The sequence below is a fragment of the Mucilaginibacter sp. genome (genome assembly GCF_965277465.1).
In the GTDB taxonomy this organism is placed as follows: domain Bacteria; phylum Bacteroidota; class Bacteroidia; order Sphingobacteriales; family Sphingobacteriaceae; genus Mucilaginibacter.
Window position 1 is genome coordinate 2,121,968 of sequence record NZ_CBDICW010000002.1, and the last position, 18,123, is coordinate 2,140,090.

Here is an 18,123-nt window from a genome sequence, read left to right on the forward strand (position 1 = left end):
GGCGTCCAAACCTTTGGAGTATCGCTTTGACTAATGCATTTTTTGATTTTTAGCTTAGGCCCCCGGCCAGGGGCCTAACTTTAATCTGAGATTTGAAAAGTAGCCTTTATATCAATTGCACCCCCTTCCCTTTATTAAGTAGCCATCATTCAGGTTAATTACTTTCGCATTTACTACGATGGCTAACTTTTGAAGAAAGTTTTCAATGCTTTCACCCGGCTTTAGCCTTCCATAAAACTGGCAATCTTTCACGTTGCCCTGCGTCATGATTTTTGTGTTAAGGTTTAGGTTTATATCTTCTATCACGTCAGCAACCCGTACGTTCTTATACTCATAGTAACCATTGCGGCGGTTAATAACAGCCTGCATATCCGGAATATCCTGAAGTTTGGCAGCACCGCTTGTTTTGTTATATAAAACCTCGTGCCCGGGCAGTAGCTGTACCTGCGTTTTATTATCAGAAAAAGCTACTTTACCTGTTATAAGGGATACAACTATATTCTGATGCTCTTTAAATGAATTGATATTAAATGATGTGCCCAATACCCGGGTGCTTGTTTTGCCGGTATGCACTATAAACGGATGCTTTTTATCTTTGGCTATCTCAAAAAAGGCTTCGCCCTCAAAAGATATTTCGCGCGTTGCGCCGTTGAAAGCAGATGGGAAGCTAACGCTGCTACCGGCACTTAACCAAATAACCGACCCATCGGTCAGTTTAATTGTTTTGTGCTCGCCAGCCCGCGTGATAACCGTGCTGAATGCTGCACCATCGGCAGGATGCTTGAAAATGTTTTTTTGTAAAAATAAAAAGGCACAAATAAGTATAGCAGCGGCAGCAGCCACTTTATAATATAAGGGTTTGATTTTGCCGGTTACAGGTTTATCCGAACGGATTTGTAAGTGCAGCGATTGAAGCATGCGCTGTTTTGATTCTTCCTCTTCCCCAATATCAGTATAAGGCAACAAAAGTTCGTCTTTTGTTTTATTTCTATACCATGCTAACAGCTCCTCTCTTTCAACAGAAGTAGCCGTATCTTTTATATATTTTTCTATTAATTCTTTTAAATAATTTTCTTCCATACAGAGATCAATACAAGGGAGTACGTTAACTAACTATTTACCCTTAGTCGCACTAAAAAAAATTAAGGAATTGTTAATTTACCTGCCATGTAAAAGCAGGAGATTGATATAAGCCAAAGGAATAATGAGAAACTGAACTTATCAATTACAATTGCTTTAAAATACAAACAAGGATAAAAAGTTCTTTTAAATTTAAGCGGAGTGTTTTTAATGCTTTGGTTAAATGGGCTTCCACCGTTTTTTCGGCAATATCCATTTCCTTAGCTATCTCTTTTATTGACATGTCTTTTTCACGGCTAAGCTTATATACAATCCTGCATTTTTCGGGTAGTTGCTCCACAATGCCGCCAACATATTCTTGCAGAAATTTGGCGTGAAATATATCGTCAGGCATATCAAGAGCGCTATGCTTTGCAATGCCTTCAATAATTTGTGTTTGACGATTACGCTTATGAATGTGTTTGAAAATTGAGAATTTTACAGCCGTTGCCAGGTAAGCACCTAACGATCCGATACAGATAGAATTTTTACGGTTCCATAAGCTTAAAAAAACTTCCTGAACAATTTCTTCTGCTAAAAACTTGTCTTTTGTGTGGCTGTAAGCTAAACCTATTAACTTTTTCCAGTACCTGTTGTAAATTTCAGTAAATGCCTGCTCCTCTCCTTTTACAAGGAGTTCAAGGATTTCAGCATCATCATATTTACCATACAGAACCATAGGACTTTAGCAGTTTTCTAAATTAGTTAATATTTTAATAATATAAACTTATTTTAATTATGAAAAATGCAACCATTGCGTGGTTTTGTTAAACAAACTGATTCACAACTATTTAAGCAAATACCTATGCTTTTATAAACCCTGATTTTAAAAAATCAAAAAATTACCTATTTTACTAAAGCTTAACATAGTATTGCAGGTTTAGTAAATTCTGTTTACCTGTATACCGTTTAAAATAGCCTGTTCTTTTGTTGCGTTAAAATTTACAGTAATACCCTGGCCGTCTTTCACTGTTATAGTTGTTTTTGTAGCGTAAGCATGTTGTGGAATCAGGTAATTTTGCGTGCCCAAATCTTTAATTAACAGGCTGCCGTTTACCGATACATCAAAACTACGTTCGGTATTATTACCCTTCTGTACCTGGTCATTTAAGTTATAAACTAATGGTTTATCAGCATTGGGCGTTATCAGTTCAGCAAATTGCAGTGTAATCTCGTATTCACCATCAGGTACATCCAACTTAAAGGCCGATAAGCCAACTCTTTGCGTTTGGTAAATAGCATCATATTCAGTACCTAAAATATTTTTTCCGGAGCCATAAGGTAAATTGCCTGGCATTTTAAATACTTCGCCGCCAACATATCCCCAACTACCCTTAGCGTAAGGCTGCTCGGGCACCCATAACTGATGCAGGTTATCATCAATAAAATATCGCTCACTACCAAGGCTAACATTAATTGCTGTAAACGGAATTTGGGTAGATTTAAAATCCGCCGGCTGCATTTTAAAATCTACAACGGTATTATCCTCTATAGTTTTTTCAGAAATAACTGTTGTTGCTTTTAGCTGGTTAATCCCGTTTACAAATGGCACATTAAAAACAACAAAACCTTGTTCTACCGGGGCTGTTTTAATCAAATTGCCATTGTTATATAAGCTAACTGAGGCGCCGTTACTATAAACATTTACCGGTTGCACACATTGTGTCTGCGAATCGGCAGTACCTGAGCGCATTTTCCAGGTTGAGGTACCGATTTTTATAAACGGTGTTTTTAATAAATTAGCCTGGTAAAAAAAATAGAGTTCCTTCGGTTCACGCGTATCTGTCAATAAGCCTTTGGTATTAACATGCGGCGTTGCCTCCTGCCGCTGCTCGGCGCTAAAATCAACTAAGCACCAGATGGCGCCACCAGCAACATATGGTAGTTTTTGCAGGGTTTTTAAATAATACTGATGATACAGCAGCTGGTAATCAACTGTTTTATCAAACCTTTGCGGGTTAAACGTGCGTAAGCGGCTATCGGCATCAGCACCAAACTCTGTAAGTATCATCGGCTTATCAGCAAGTTCACGATGATGGCGTTCTAAAAAAGCATCCAGGCCAGCCATATCTTTTGCATACCAGCCATAATAAAGGTTCCAGCCAACTATTTGCGGCACTTTTGCTAAACCGGTACTAAAGTAGCGATCAAAATCACCGTGGCATGATATCATGGTGTAGCGGGCCCAGTCTTCCTGGTGAGCTAAACTATCCAGCGTTTTAGCCAAGGCTACTACCCTGCTGTAATAAAGTTTACGCTGTTCGGAATGATCATCATAACGGGGATATATCAATACCTCGTTCATATAAGCCCATATCACCAAACTTGGATGATTATAATTTTGCCTGATCATTTCAACCAGCATGTGTTTACAATTATCGGTAAAAGCTGCCGTTTCAGTAATGCGGTTAACTATTGGTATCTCTATAGAAGCAAGTATGCCTAACCTGTCGCAGGCCTGTAATACAGCAGGATCCTGTGGATAATGCGAGATTCTGATAAAGTTGCCACCCATTTTTTTCAGCAGTTCCATATCGCGGATATGCAGCGCATCTGGCACGGCGTTGCCTAAATCTTTATAATCCTGATGCCGGTTTGCACCAATTAGTTTAAGGTGTTTTCCATTCAGAAAAAAACCTTGTTCTGCACTGAAATTGAACCAGCGTAAACCTAAAGGGTTATCGGTTTCGTCCAATAGTTCACCTGTTATAGCATCATAGATCTTGCTGATAACATGGTACAAGTAAGGATCATCAGGCGACCACAAGTGCGGGTTTTTGATAATTTGCAACTGGCCGGCCAGCGCATTACTCTCTTTACTGATTGATAAATTGCTTTGCGAATGGCTAATGCTTGTACCATCAGCTGCAAAAACCTCATTCACCACCCTAAGCTGTTTTTTTTGTGCCGATGAATTAAGAATAGATGAACTGATATTAACCTCTGCCTGTAACGAATCAACTTTGGTATTGATCTTAATACCCGATGAGGCAAAATCATCCCCGTTAAAATGAACCTGGTTTGCCGTAATGAGGTAAACATCCCGGTAAATGCCGCCATAAAAACTAAAGTCAGCATCAAGCGGTGCAATACTTTCATTATGACTGTTATCCAGCTTTATATCAACCTGGTTAGCATTAACACTATCTTTTAAATTCACATAGCTATCTATCCGGATACTAAAAGCGGTATATCCCCCTTTATGTGTACCCGCCAGTTTACCATTTATATAAATTTCGGCCTCTTGGTTAGCACCTTCAAAATACAGGTACAGCATTTTGTTTTTCCATGCTGCGGGTATGTATATCGTTTTATGGTACCAGCCTATTCCCCGGTAATATCCAGGTACGTCATCGCTTACATCTGCCGCATTCCAGGTATGAGGTAATGAAACCTGCTGCCAGGTTATATCTTTGCCTTGTGTTGCCGGGTAATTGGCAATGCTGCCTTTATAAAACTCCCAACCCGTATTTATACTTTGCTTGCCGGGTACCTGGGCAAAACCCACAGTTATAAAAAGCAGCCCGCATAGCGTTGCTATATATCCTTTTAATCTGATCATTTTTTAAAGTGGTTTATAATTACACCTATGAACTACCAAATTACATAATTTGATAGTTCAATTATTATAAAAAGAAATTTTACATTTTATCATGAGCCGAGTTAGCCGTTTGAATATAACAGCTCATTTCTATCCGGCTTTCCTGAAACTTAACATATTGAAGAGTTGTAAGCTATTTTTGCAAGTTGGTTGAAGACAATCGCTTAAAAGAGCTAATTTTTATAAATAAGTAAAATAAAACGCATTAAGGCCGCAATATCTTTTATTTGGTTAACTTTATCATTTAAATAAGCTTAATAATAGTGGCAAAGCTAAATTTCATAAACAAAAAAATATATGCCCCTACTACAACAAACATGTTATTGTTGTGTTAAATACTTCATTATATGATGGGTAAAAGCTTATTCAGCAGGTACGAATATATACTAAATAAAGAGGGCGAAATACTCAATAAAGCCCGGATAAGAATACTGGTACAAGGGCTGCTTTCATTTTTTTTATTAGGGGTGGTACTGTTAACATTAACCATAATACGGCAGCATGTTTTTTCTATCAGAATATTTGTTTTGCTTTCAATTTTCGCATCGGGGTTAATACTATTGTTAGGGGGTGTTTCCTGGCGAATTATTACCCATTTCTTTATATTTGCTGTAAGCTACCTCATCTGGTCCAACCTCATTTTATATAACCTTTATTTTTTAGTTGCCATACAATACATTTTAATTGTTGTAACCTGTAGTTATTATATACTTGGCGTTAGGTGGGGTTTGTTGTATTCTATCCTCAACATTGTTCCTTTTGTACTTCTAATACTGCACTATATTCAAAAAGAAACAAATTTTTTAGAGCAGGTAAGTAATGGACCTTCCTTTGGTATTGTGCTGGTATTTAACTTCACCTTACTGATCGTTATACATTATTATTTTTTTAAGGCTTTTAGGGAATCAAGTGACAAAGAAAAAGCACTGCTTGCCAACCTGGAGAAATCATTAGGTTCGTTACAACTGCTAATGGAGAAAAAGGATGAGTTTTTGGGCCTTGCTACCCATGAACTTAAAACACCGATCACCAGTATGAAAGCATCATTGCAGAGCCTGCAAAAAATGGTTTCAAAAAATGATGTATTAAAAGATGCGCTACCATTATTAACAATCGCCAACCGGCAGGTAGTAAAATTATCGGCCATTGTTAGCGATCTGGTAGATGTTAGCAAAACCCAATCGGGCAAATTAGAATTAAATAAATCTATTTTTCCTTTAGCAACAGCCATTGCTGATTGTATTACAGAGATAGAGCACCAGGCAAAAGGTTATCAATTTATTATTGAGGACGGTGTTGATAGTACCGTTTTGGCAGATAAAACACGAATAGAACAGGTGATTATTAACCTGCTTACAAATGCTGTTAAATATTCACCTGTAAAACGCCTTATTAATGTTAGTATTGAACTTAAGGGAACAGATATTAAAGTTTCAGTAAAGGATCAGGGCATAGGTATTCCTGAAGATAAGCTACCTTTTATATTTGACCGCTTTTTTCGCGTTCATGAATCATCCCAGGTATTTTCAGGACTTGGCCTCGGATTGTTTATTTGCGCCGAGATCATCAGCCAGCATAACGGTGAGATAGGCGTTGAAAGCATAGAAGGTGAAGGTTCTGTATTTTGGTTCAGTTTACCCGCAAAAATCACTTAACCCTGAAAGAATACTGCCCGGAGCCTACTTTTATCAATGTTTTTCCATTCTGATAGCCTAATGATTGAACATCCCTGGATAAACCAAGTGGTTGACCGCTTTCTGTTATTACAGAAGTTTTTTGAGATGGTACATATATAATTGCTTCGCAATTAACGGGTATTGTGGTGCTCATATTTAACCCATCCTTATGTTTATGCCATTCGCTTTTAATTATGCCATAAGGCGAATTATAACTAGCCGATGCTGTTGTAACATCGCCAACAATTTCAGGACGGATGATAATATTGCGGTAACTGGTGGAGTTATCATCCTGATTGATCCCGGCTAAGCCATTATAGAACCACTCCATAAGATGTCCGAGCATAAAATGATCATTAGATGCGTTACGATTTCCCTGCCACGATTCAATAAGCGCCGTTGCCCCCTTCTTTATCTGGTAACCATAACCCGGAACATCCGAACGACTGTTCATATCAAAAATCACATCAGATTGGCCTCCGTCACTTAAAACCTTTAACAAATACCTATAGCCAATATCGCCAGCAGTAATACTGTTATGATGTTTACGAATATCAGTAACAATATTATTCAACACTTTTCCCTTATCATTTTCATCAACAAGACCGGTGTAAACAGAGATAGCGTTGGCTGTTTGGCTGCCTGTTCCATATTGATATGTTGTAGGGTCAAAAAACTTATTGTTATAGGCAATTTTTACCTGTGCAGCGGTAGTGGTAAACCATTTTTCATCCTCCGGCTTATTCAACAGGTGGGCAACTTCGGTCATCATCTTTAAATCGTAATAAAAAATTGCAGTACTTGTAATGCCTTTTGGTGTGAGCTGGGAATAACCCGGATCTTTAGGCCCGATGTCGTACCAGTCGCCCAGGCCAAAATAAAGGATATGATCCTGCGCCTTCCTATCCAGGTAGCGTACATAACGGTTCATCATATCAAAACTTTCAGCAAGCAGGTTTTTATCACCGTACCATTTATATATATCGTAAGGTAAGATCACAGCACTGCTGCCCCACTCCGGCGAATCACGGAAACCACCATCAAAACGGACATACTCGGGTGCAATGTCAGGTATCAACCCATCAGGTGTTTGTGAATGGATAAGATCCCTTACTATTTTATGAAAAAGTGTTTCCAGGTTATAGTTGTATTGGATAGAGTTTCCCATTAAATGCGTTTCTTCCAGCCAGCCTAATTTTTCACGATGCGGGCAATCCGTTAAAATACTGGCCATGTTACTTTGAACAGCCCAGTCAATCAGTTTAAAAGTTTTATTAAATAAGGTATTTGAGCAAGTAAAGGTACCTATGCGCTTGGCAGCGTTGCGGGTATGCAAACTTTTAACACTTAAAAGCAGCGGCAGGCCTTTTGAGTTCGGCTTTTTTACAGGTACCCCTCCCTCTATCTGCAAGTATCTGTAACCATAATACATAAATTGCGGCTGCCAGCTTTCAATACCATTGCCGCTTAGGGTATAATTAAAATATACAGGACTGCCTACCGCAGCCTGCGTAACTAATCCGTTATTATCAAGCAGCTCGCCAGGAGTTATTTTTATCATATCGCCAGCTTTACCTTTTACACTGATAAAAGGAATTGCCGATGCATTTTGTCCCATGTCATAAATCCAAATACCGGGTTTAGGCTGGGTTATGCTTTTTGCGTTAAAAGTTTCAAATATTTTCAGCGGGTCTTGCATCTGTGCGTCAAGTTGCGGAGGGCCGTCAACTATCACCGCTTTTTTCCAGTTTTTATCATTAAAGCCAATGCTTTTCCAGCCGTGCTGCTGTAAATTAGCGTTAAAATCTTCGCCCCCATAAATACTTGAAAATGTTACCGGCCCTGCCAAAACTTTCCATGATCCGTCGCTCACTATATTATCTTCCGAGCCATCACTATATTGCACAACTAACCTGCATATCATTTTTGGATAACCGAACTGTCCCTTAAGTTTATGATACCTTTCGCCCGGGATGTAATAAAACCCATTGCCCAGCATAACTCCCACAGCATTTTTGCCCGGGTTAATATTTTTAGTAACATCAAAACTAACATATAGGGCATGCTTATCAAACTGGGTCCATCCCGGATCTAAAAAGTGGTCGCCAATCTTTTTTCCGTTAATACTAAGCTCAAATTGGCCCAGGCCGCAAATGTAAACAACGGCACTTTTTATAGTTTTACGTGCAAAAAACTCTTTGCGCAATAACGGTAAAGTATCGCTACCCTGGTTCCACCTGCTATCGCTCCAGTTATCAATTGCCGGCACAATCAATTCTTTATCCGGCATTTTGCTGTACCCTATCCACTGCGCTGCATTCCAATCGCTTTTAGTTAAAAGCCCCATTTGCCATGTTGCCATTTTACTCCAGTGCGATTGGTGCCCATAATTATCCCATACCATCACTTTCCAATAGTATGTTTTTACGGGTTTAAGCGTTTTACCACCAAACTCAACCTGTATACACTGATCTGAAATTACTTTTTTTGAATCCCAGATATTGCCATCATTTTTTTTGAGCAATAAAGAATCATCAGCAACCAATACCCTGTAGGCAACTTGCTTTACATTCCGCAAATCAGCAACCATTGTCCAATTTAAGGCGGGCTTGGTATTATCAACCCCTATTGGGTTTTCGCGGTATTCGCATAAAGTTGTTTGTACTTTTATGTTAGCCAGCAACAGGCCCCCCGGTAACATTAATAAAAAAAGCAGGATTGGTTTGTACATTTAGTTATAAAATAATGAGCCTTATATTTTGAAATCATTCCGGTAAAATCAACTATAGCTAACACCTGCAAATTAATAGAAATTTTTAAAAAGTAAAATTGACCTATTGATTTTCATACCATAAATTAAACGTTTATTTAAGCAAGAAGGATAGTGCAAATGCTTTCCAAACATTCAATAATATTGCAAAAAATTATTTATAAAATGTAATTTACCAGCGCCCAAAACTAAAGGCTACTAAGCCATTTACAAGCGTATTGGCATATTTTATGTTGTTTATGAGAAAGATAAAAATCATACTCTTTTTACTGCTTTTATTTTTAAAGATGGCTGCTTTTGCGCAAAGCCATTTAATACCCGATAACCTAAAGTGTGAGCTTCGGACCAATCCGGAAGGAGTTGATATCGCAAACCCCGGCCTTAGTTATCAGTTAAACAGCAAAAGTGATGTCGAAAAGAATCTCAGCCAAACCGCCTATCAAATATTAGTTTCAAAAACTTCTGATTTTAAATCTTCCGGTATACTATGGGATTCTAAAAAGGTGATGAGCGATCGCATGGCTTTTATTAAATATGCCGGAAAGCCTTTGGCTTCCGGAATTACCTATTGGTGGAAAATAAGAGTATGGGATGGTAAAGGAACAGTATCTGCCTGGAGTAAACCAGCTACGTGGACAATGGGGTTATTACACGCTGCCGATTGGGAAGCCAAATGGATAACAGCAAATGGAGCCGAACGTTATGCTCACAGTTATAAAACGATTAAAAAGGATTTTAATATCAAAAATAACATTGCAGAAATGCGCCAATATATGCCAAACGCTACTGAGGCTAATTATTCGTCGATGTTATTACGTAAACAGTTTCAAACTAAACCGGGCATTCAAAGTGCTGTTCTTCATATCAGCGGTTTAGGGCAATATGAATGCACGCTTAACGGGGTGGCTATTAATAAAAGCATTTTATCTCCCGGATGGTCTGACTATAAAAAGACTGTTCTTTACGATACCTATGATATTACCCGGCTATTAAAAGGACAAAATGTTTTAGGCGTTATTTTAGGTAACAGCCTTTATAATATCCAGCCCGATTCGGTGCGTTATGTGAAATTCCTTAACACTTACGGTCCGTTAAAAATGATTGCCATGCTCACCATCACCTACAACGATGGAACAAAACAAACGATTGGAACGGATAATAGCTGGCAGGTTTCGCCGGGGCCAATAACTTACTCCAATTACTATGGCGGCGAAGACTTTGATAAAAGGCTTGATCCTGATGGGTGGGATAAACCAGACTTTAATCCTCAAAAAGCCTGGGATAAAGCTATTGAAACTATTTCACCCGGCGGAAAATTAACCGGATTATCGGCTGCAGCAGCCCCTATTCGAAAAATTGCCTACCTCAATCCTGTAGCTGTTAAACACCTGAAACCGGATGTAATGGTATACGACCTTGGGCAAAATGCATCCATTATGCCGGAGATCAGGGTAAAAGGCGAACCGGGTGCTGTGGTAAGGATCATCCCGTCAGAACTTTTGTACCCTGATGGTACGGTTGACCGCCGGTCGGCCACGCAGGATGGTGTAAGGCCTGCCTGGTGGCAGTACACCATAGGATCGACCAGCAGCGAATCATGGTTCCCTAAGTTTTTTTATCAGGGTGGCCGTTATTTACAGGTAGAGATTTTTCCGGCGCCCGGTAAAACTACATTACCGGTAATAGAAATGATAAAAGGTGTAGTGGTCCACGGGTCGGCAGAACCTATTGGCACTTTTTCCTGTTCCAACCAATTGTTTAACCGCATATACACGCTGGTGCGCTGGGCGCAACGAAGCAATATGATGAGTATAATGACTGATTGCCCGCAGCGCGAAAAATTAGGCTGGCTGGAACAATATCACCTAAACGGCCCTTCACTTAGGTATAACTTCGACCTGTCACTCATGTTTAGAAAGATTATGAATGATATGGCCGACAGTCAGTTACCAAATGGCCTGGTTCCCAATATTGCACCCGAATATTTTTATGCAGCCGAAAACATCAACAACGGATTTCGCAACTCGCCCGAATGGGGCAGTTCTTTTATTATAGTACCCTGGCAACAGTATCTGTTTTCGGGTGATGTTGTACTGTTGAACCGGTATTACAGCCAGATGAAACGATACGTAGCCTTCCTGGATTCGACAACTAAAGACAACATATTATATACAGGCCTGGGCGATTGGTACGACATTGGCCCCAAACCGGCCTGGGGATCGCAATTAACGCCGGTATCATTTACAGCAACCGCTATTTTTTATTACGATTGCCAAATTATGTCGCGCATTGCAGGCATTCTTGGTAAAACAGAGGATGCTGCTTTATATAAGCAAAAAGAGCTGGCGGTTAAAACGGCATTCAATAAAATGTTTTTTGACCCGGTTAAGGTGTCCTACTCCACCAGCTCCAATACAACATTAGCCATACCGCTATTTTTTAACCTGGCCGATAGCCAATACCGAAAAAAAATATCAGAAAATTTGGTTGCAGACATTCGCAAGGCGGGTAATTCTTTTACTTCGGGCGAAGTAGGCTATCGTTTTTTGCTGGAAGCACTGGCCACCGAAGGGTACTCCAATGTTATTTATGATATGAACAACCAGACTGACAAACCTGGCTATGGCTATCAGCTAAAAATGGGAGCTACGGCACTAACAGAAAAATGGGATGCTGGTGTTGGTGATTTTGGTTCGCAGAATCACTTTATGTCGGGCCAGATCAACGAGTGGTTTTTTCAACACCTGATTGGCATAAGCCCAGACGAAACCGGGCCGGGATTCAGGAAATTTACCATCAAGCCAGCCTTTTTAAAAACCTTAGATTGGGTTAAAGGGTCGTATAAGTCTATCAGCGGGAATATCAAGTGCGAATGGAAACGAGAACAAGGGAAATTAACTATTGATGTAACCATCCCAATTAATACCGAAGCTACTTTGTATTTACCAACTGATAAGTTAGGAATGGGTAATTTCCAAAACAAAGCTGAAGGCGTTAAATTTTTAGGAGAAAAATCGGGCGTTTTTAGTTTACGGGTAGCATCTGGCACTTATCATTTTACGATTAACGAAAAATAATTTTGATGCCATTATTTTTAAATAAGGGTTTAATGTTTTTTAAATAAGATTAGTTAAAAGTGCGCCTGAATTCCAGCGGGGAAAGATTAGTTTTTGTTTTAAATAATTTACTGAACGATTGCGGGTGCTCAAAACCCAGCTGGTAAGCAACTTCACTTACCGATAAATTAGTTGTAGATAATTTCTCCTTAGCTTTTTCGATAAGTTGATAATGAATATGCTGTTGCGCATTTTGCCCTGTAAGGGAACGCAGCATATCACTTAAATAACTGGGTGATATATTTAATTTTTCGGAAAGGTATTGAACCGTTGGGATTCCCTGGGTCAATGACTTTGCATTGTTAAAATATTCATTTAAAATTTCTTCCAGCTTTTGTAAAAGATCACTGCCTACCGCTTTTCGGGTAATAAACTGGCGTTTATAAAAACGGTTAGCATAGTTTAATAATAGCTCTATCTGGGAGATCATTACATCCTGGCTAAAATCATCTATCCTGCTGCTTAACTCCTCCTCCATAATCTTAAATATAGAAATGATCGTTGCTTTTTCCTGATCTGACAAGTGCAGGGCCTCGTAAGTTGAATAGGAAAAGAAACCATAGTTTTTGATGTTTTTGGCTAATGGATAATTCCAAAAAAAATCAGGGTGTATAAGCAATGTATACAGCGAACATTCCCTGGTTTCGTTTTCATTATTACTACCGATGATTTGGTTAGGTGCAGCAAACAATAATCCACCCTCGTCAAAATCATAATAGTTTTGTCCGTACTTTAATTTCCCGCTCAATTTTTCCTTGTACGAGATTTTATAAAAGTTAAGCACATGTGAATGTGGGTGGGCATTAAAATCAATCTGTGTATTTGCACTATTGATCAAACTAATTAAGGGATGCAAGGGCTTAGGTAAACCAAAGGCCCGGTGTGCATCAGATAAAGAATCAAATTTATAGGGGACGTTTTCTTCTTTTTTCATTTTTACAATTTAATAAAATGATAACCGACAAAAGATTTAATTAACGGTTATCATTGATTCTTTACTAACAGATTACTTTAATTGCCCTTGAGCTGAACTGGAGATAGCATCCCATTCTTCCCATATAGCCAACCGCTCGGCATAGGCCGCACGTACCCAGGGTAAATTATGACTGCCGAGATTAAAACGCAGTGGCGGGTGCGCTGCATCCACAATTTTAAAAATGGCTTCGGGCGTTGCATTGGGGTCGCCTCTTTCCATATTTCTTAAACCTCCAAAAAAATGCTCTTTAAAATCTTTGTAAATATCCAGCCCGGGTGCAAATTTCAAAGACTCCTGGCTCCCAAATTCAGTGGCATAGGCGCCAGGCTCAATAATGGTAACTTTAATTCCGAAAGATTTAACTTCTGCCGCAAGGCTTTCATGGATTGCCTCAAACGCCCATTTTGATGAACAATAGTAGCCTATCACCGGCATTGTCACGTGGCCCAGGCCACTTGATGTGCCAAGTATATGGCCTCCCCCCTGTTTACGCAGCAAAGGCAAAGCCGCTTGGATAACAGCCAATGTTCCGAAAATATTTGTTTCGTAAAGTGCCCTAACTTCTTCTGCGCTGGCTTCTTCAATAGTACCAACAAGCGAATAGCCTGCATTATTAAGTACTATATCAAGCCTTCCAAAATGTGAGTGTGCTTTGTCCACAGCATTTTTAACCTGCTCGGGCTTGGTTACGTCCAGTTCTAAAGTCAATACACTGGCACCATATTTATCTTTAAGATCAGCAATACTTGCTAAAGCACGTGCCGTGGCTGCAACTTTATCGCCACGCTTAAGCGCTGCTTCGGCCCAAACGCGGCCAAAACCCCGGGAAGCACCTGTAATGAACCAGACCTTACTTACCGTTGAATTATCATTTTGATGTGTCATAGTTTTATGTTTTAAATAACACAACAAAGGTGAACAGATACCAATTGCCGCATGTAGCCTAATTGAGGATTTTTGTAGGCTAAATGAGAAAGCGATAAGGGCAGTATATTTTTTTTCTAATTAATTGATAATAAATTGCATAGGCATTAATGTAACATCAGGTATAAAAACTTATAAAAGTTTAATTTGATAACCTGCATCATATTCAAATCCTAAAAATACAGTACACCAACAAGTTATAAAAAGGCACAAAATAACAAAGCCTGTAAATCAATGATTTACAGGCTTTGAATGGTATCAGTCGGGGTGGCAGGATGCATCCGAAACGCTCTAATGTATTGATTATCAAATGCTTCAATTATACCAAATATATGTGGGTGTGAATTAGGGCATTTTCTGAAACCTCTAAGGAACTATCGCGCACGTGCTGGCTTTTTATTTGCTGTCAATGCTCATCAAAAATAGTAAGAAAAAAGAATTTTAAGGAATTCATATTCAATGATTTTTTTTTGTGAAAAATTCATTGAATATAAAGTTTTGACTGCTTTAACTGGGTAACCTTGGCCAAAGCATTTTCTCTTGCTACGGACTTTGCTGCTATCTATCAATTGTTGCTTGAATACCCCACATAGAATATAACCCGAATAATTTGCCGGTTTCCGTGGACTCTCGACCGAATCTTTAGGTAATACATCTATATAAGCCTAGTTTATATAATGTTCAGTTATCCTTTGTTGAATTTAATTATCATTTTTAAAATTTCATTACATGCAACTCCCTAAACAAATTGGACCCATTTGCTTTAGATAGCCAGGACTTTTTGATGATCTTCAGTATGAGCACCTCGGCCACCTTACCTTGCAGGACTGCATATTCTAGAATATTAACATGACAACGCCTATAGTAACGTAGCGACACTACTATTTCTTGATGTAATTAAAATAGCATAATTTTAACGACCTTACAACAAACCGCTATGCCTAGATCTATCATAACGCCCGAAGACTGTGAACGCCTAATGTGGCAATTTGCCGGACCAGGTACATCGAATTTGTTAGAATCGCACGACCTGTTGAATTCAATGGAACAGTCAGAGATAGAGCAGCGTCTAGCAACCAGTTTAACCCATATTGAAAAACTGGCCACTCTAAATCAAACCCCTAATATTAAATTAGTAGAATTAAAGCATGAAATCGAGCAGCATGGAAAAGAGCAGCTTCAACAACTTGAACAAAGAGATGTGATCGCATTGAATAAAAATGCAAACGCAGAGCTGCTTTTGGAAGCTATCGTCATGACAGATGGCTCGCGTCCTGCCTTCCTGATTGCCGGTGATCGTGTTGATCTCGACAGTAATCCAAAAGGCAATTGGAAACAACTAATTACGGTTAGTGGCTCACTACTCGAAGATGCGATAACCTGTGTTGGACGCATAGAATCTGCAATATACGAGCATCGGTATTACGGCACTGGTTTTCTTATCGCGGACGATTTATTGATGACCAACCTGCATGTATTACAAGCGATAGCTACGTTGAATACGGATGGCCATTGGCAACTGAAACCGACCATGCAAGTGAATTTCGGTCGGGAAAAAAACGGGCACCAAAATAAAAATATAAGATTGATCATTGATGTTGTTTATTACGGCCCGTCAAGTGGCGCCCATGGTAAAGTTGACACGGCCCTGTTGAAACTTAATCAAGTAAAAGACGAGTTTCTACCTAGAAAACTTATCAGCCCTTCACCAGATTTGCCGGCCGCAAATGAGATCGTTTATGTCATTGGATACCCCGGGCCATCCGAGCCAGGAACGTATTCAAACTGGATTTTAAATCAGTTATTTGCAGACGGCTATGGGTATAAACGCCTGTCGCCTGGCATAATATTACCACCTGGCCCCGCTGGGCGCGCTATCCGTTTCACGCATGACGCAACCACTATGGGTGGTAACTCGGGCTCACCAGTCATTCAAGCCACTTCTATGCTGACTGCGACTGGTCTCCATTATGCTGGATCACCAGGCCGGGCGAACTTTGCGCACGCATTGGCGGCAATCAAATCAATCACCGGCGGCCCTAACAATAAGCAATTTTCAGAAATCCTCGGCGACTATGGCATTTGAACAATTAGCTGCTGATGGTTATCAGGCGCTCATCAATGGGTTGGTTTGTACCCGCGAGGAATTTTCCATCTTCTATTTACAAGCTCAGCAAGAGTTGGACGCTGCAGACCGGGTTGAGTTTGATATCCTGACTGCTGCTGCACAACTTGAACAGGAAGCTTATGCGATTGCTATGCGACAGGCAAACAATAATGGTTGGTTTGATCATTTAATCGATATTCTTATTATTGAGAACGGCTTATCTGAATCTTACTTACAACAGACAGCTGTGCATCTGGTCGGCGGTTCAGCTAGATTGCAGGGCTTAAGTGACCCAGCTAGAGGATTTGGCTTACCGGAACTGAGTATCAAAGGGATGATCGATGGAACCCGCTGGACCGGACAGGTAATGATCAACAATATTGCGACTGGTAGTGGTGTATTGATCGGACCGCATTTATTTTTGACCGCGTGGCATGTGGTTCAATCTTTGTTTAACAGTACCGCAGATGGCTATGAGCCAGATCTCCTAAAATATAACCGCTTGGTAGTGAATTTTGATAACCGCGATACTTTTAGTGCTGACGGTAGACGTCAACAAGCCCCTTCGATTACTCAAGTACCAGCTGCCGCTAACTGGTGCGTTGCATTTGCCCCATGTCACGAACTGGAAAAAGCTCATCAAAACCCTGAAAATCTGGAAGAACTTCGCGGATTATGGGATTACGCGATTATCCGGTTAAGTGTACCGGTCGGCTTAAAGCGCCGATACGCCAGACCTGACAGCCGTTCAGTTGTACCACGGTCAGAAGACCCGCTGGTGATATTTCAATATCCTAAAATGGCACCGCTGCGGTATGACCAACAAAAAGTGGTTGCTGCTCAGGAAAGTCAGCGCGCATTTATCCCCCAGTTACGCTTTTTACATAACGCCAACACGACGGATGGCTCTTCGGGCGGTCCTTGTTTTGATCGTTCTTTCAATTGCTTTGGCATTCATCAAGGTACTTGGAACCAAGACGGCGTTAATAAGGGTATTCCGCTGGCAGCCATTCTTCAAGATATTAAATCGCGTTATAACGAACTACCAGCACTTAGCCCTGAAGAGTACCCCTTGTGGACTTTCGATGAAAGCTTGCCGGAGCCTATAATTGGCTGCGAATCTTTTCAAGCCCAAGTATGGCAAGCTGTTGCTGGAAAACCTAAAATAATACTGATCCAAGGTGCTGATGGATTCGGAAAAACCTTCCGAATCCGCGTTTTGCAACGGATGTTAGTTGAAGGTGCCCATTTGAAACTGGAACTTCGCGGCGAGACTATCTCCAAAATGAACGCAGCTTCCTTTCTGCATTATCTAGCTAAAAAATTGGGTTTACAGGCACCCACAATAACTCCTTTTAGTGATGAACACTCGACATCTGCGCTATGGCTTCAATATGAACTACTTGTCCATTTAACGCGATTACTAGAAGAAAAGCGTGATGAACGCTTGGTTTGGTTGATCTTCACCGACATTAATCAATACAAGTTAGAAGGAATTTATTTACAAGATTTTTTCTATTTGATTTGTGAACTCGTTAAATCCCAAGACTGGCTACGTATCATCATTGACGGCGGATCGCCGCAGTTGCCGTTGGAACTGGCCCCGTTGAGTCAGATCCATGCAGTGAAAGCTATCACAGAAGACCAATTAAGGACGTTTTTTAACTATTACACCGCCTATCTCGGTGGCGGAAATTACGATCAGATCGTTAATTGGACTCTACATGACACTGTAAGATCTTACGATTCGGATATGCGGACAGCCCCCGCACAGGCCTTGAAATCACTGATACGGACTGTATATGACACCATGGACCGCCTAAGCAAACTTTAA

At 40.1% G+C, this 18,123-nt stretch carries 10 protein-coding genes; 4 read left to right on the forward strand and 6 right to left on the reverse strand.

Annotated features, from left to right (window positions below; genetic code table 11):
• Nucleotides 1-111: 111 nt before the first annotated feature.
• The 3 genes from ACQY4U_RS21590 to ACQY4U_RS21600 form a co-directional block, all read right to left on the reverse strand.
• Complete coding sequence (locus tag ACQY4U_RS21590) at nucleotides 112-1,080, reverse strand: FecR family protein (protein ID WP_428331539.1); 969 nt, start codon at nucleotides 1,078-1,080, stop codon at nucleotides 112-114.
• A gap of 145 nt (nucleotides 1,081-1,225) precedes the next feature.
• Nucleotides 1,226-1,798, reverse strand: coding sequence for an RNA polymerase sigma factor (locus ACQY4U_RS21595; protein ID WP_428331540.1), 573 nt, complete (start codon nucleotides 1,796-1,798; stop codon nucleotides 1,226-1,228).
• 201 nt (nucleotides 1,799-1,999) lie between these two features.
• The gene (locus ACQY4U_RS21600; RefSeq protein WP_428331541.1) at nucleotides 2,000-4,681 is read right to left on the reverse strand and encodes a glycoside hydrolase family 2 TIM barrel-domain containing protein; all 2,682 of its coding nucleotides are present in this window, start codon (nucleotides 4,679-4,681) and stop codon (nucleotides 2,000-2,002) included.
• Between the two features lie 386 nt (nucleotides 4,682-5,067).
• Here ACQY4U_RS21600 and ACQY4U_RS21605 point away from each other — a divergent pair, with 386 nt between their 5' ends.
• Complete coding sequence (locus ACQY4U_RS21605) at nucleotides 5,068-6,375, forward strand: sensor histidine kinase (RefSeq protein ID WP_428331542.1); 1,308 nt, start codon at nucleotides 5,068-5,070, stop codon at nucleotides 6,373-6,375.
• Here ACQY4U_RS21605 and ACQY4U_RS21610 read toward each other — a convergent pair.
• Nucleotides 6,368-9,127, reverse strand: coding sequence for a family 78 glycoside hydrolase catalytic domain (locus ACQY4U_RS21610; RefSeq protein ID WP_428331543.1), 2,760 nt, complete (start codon nucleotides 9,125-9,127; stop codon nucleotides 6,368-6,370). The genes ACQY4U_RS21605 and ACQY4U_RS21610 overlap by 8 nt on opposite strands.
• Before the next feature lie 278 nt (nucleotides 9,128-9,405).
• On the opposite strand from ACQY4U_RS21610, the gene ACQY4U_RS21615 reads away from it, so the two are divergent.
• Entirely contained in the window at nucleotides 9,406-12,243 is a 2,838-nt protein-coding gene (locus ACQY4U_RS21615; RefSeq protein WP_428331544.1) for a family 78 glycoside hydrolase catalytic domain, read from the forward strand.
• A gap of 49 nt (nucleotides 12,244-12,292) precedes the next feature.
• On the opposite strand, the gene ACQY4U_RS21620 is transcribed toward ACQY4U_RS21615, so the two are convergent.
• Nucleotides 12,293-13,216, reverse strand: a complete 924-nt coding sequence (locus tag ACQY4U_RS21620; protein ID WP_428331545.1) for a helix-turn-helix domain-containing protein — start codon at nucleotides 13,214-13,216, stop codon at nucleotides 12,293-12,295.
• 72 nt (nucleotides 13,217-13,288) lie between these two features.
• Nucleotides 13,289-14,143, reverse strand: a complete 855-nt coding sequence (locus tag ACQY4U_RS21625) for an SDR family NAD(P)-dependent oxidoreductase (RefSeq protein WP_428331546.1) — start codon at nucleotides 14,141-14,143, stop codon at nucleotides 13,289-13,291.
• A 1,081-nt stretch (nucleotides 14,144-15,224) separates the two neighbouring features.
• Here ACQY4U_RS21625 and ACQY4U_RS21630 point away from each other — a divergent pair.
• Both ACQY4U_RS21630 and ACQY4U_RS21635 read left to right on the forward strand, forming a co-directional pair.
• Nucleotides 15,225-16,268, forward strand: a complete 1,044-nt coding sequence (locus ACQY4U_RS21630) for a trypsin-like serine peptidase (RefSeq protein ID WP_428331547.1) — start codon at nucleotides 15,225-15,227, stop codon at nucleotides 16,266-16,268.
• The gene (locus ACQY4U_RS21635; protein ID WP_428331548.1) at nucleotides 16,258-18,123 is read left to right on the forward strand and encodes a trypsin-like serine peptidase; all 1,866 of its coding nucleotides are present in this window, start codon (nucleotides 16,258-16,260) and stop codon (nucleotides 18,121-18,123) included. The genes ACQY4U_RS21630 and ACQY4U_RS21635 overlap by 11 nt, the downstream gene beginning before the upstream one ends.

Coding starts and splice junctions, on each gene's coding strand:
- ACQY4U_RS21590 (WP_428331539.1), bottom strand. CDS start 1,080: ATGGAAGAAAATTATTTAAAAGAATTAATAGAAAAATATATAAAAGAT.
- ACQY4U_RS21620 (WP_428331545.1), bottom strand. CDS start 13,216: ATGAAAAAAGAAGAAAACGTCCCCTATAAATTTGATTCTTTATCTGAT.
- ACQY4U_RS21605 (WP_428331542.1), top strand. CDS start 5,068: ATGATGGGTAAAAGCTTATTCAGCAGGTACGAATATATACTAAATAAA.
- ACQY4U_RS21625 (WP_428331546.1), bottom strand. CDS start 14,143: ATGACACATCAAAATGATAATTCAACGGTAAGTAAGGTCTGGTTCATT.
- ACQY4U_RS21600 (WP_428331541.1), bottom strand. CDS start 4,681: ATGATCAGATTAAAAGGATATATAGCAACGCTATGCGGGCTGCTTTTT.
- ACQY4U_RS21595 (WP_428331540.1), bottom strand. CDS start 1,798: ATGGTTCTGTATGGTAAATATGATGATGCTGAAATCCTTGAACTCCTT.
- ACQY4U_RS21615 (WP_428331544.1), top strand. CDS start 9,406: ATGAGAAAGATAAAAATCATACTCTTTTTACTGCTTTTATTTTTAAAG.
- ACQY4U_RS21635 (WP_428331548.1), top strand. CDS start 16,258: ATGGCATTTGAACAATTAGCTGCTGATGGTTATCAGGCGCTCATCAAT.
- ACQY4U_RS21610 (WP_428331543.1), bottom strand. CDS start 9,127: ATGTACAAACCAATCCTGCTTTTTTTATTAATGTTACCGGGGGGCCTG.
- ACQY4U_RS21630 (WP_428331547.1), top strand. CDS start 15,225: ATGGAACAGTCAGAGATAGAGCAGCGTCTAGCAACCAGTTTAACCCAT.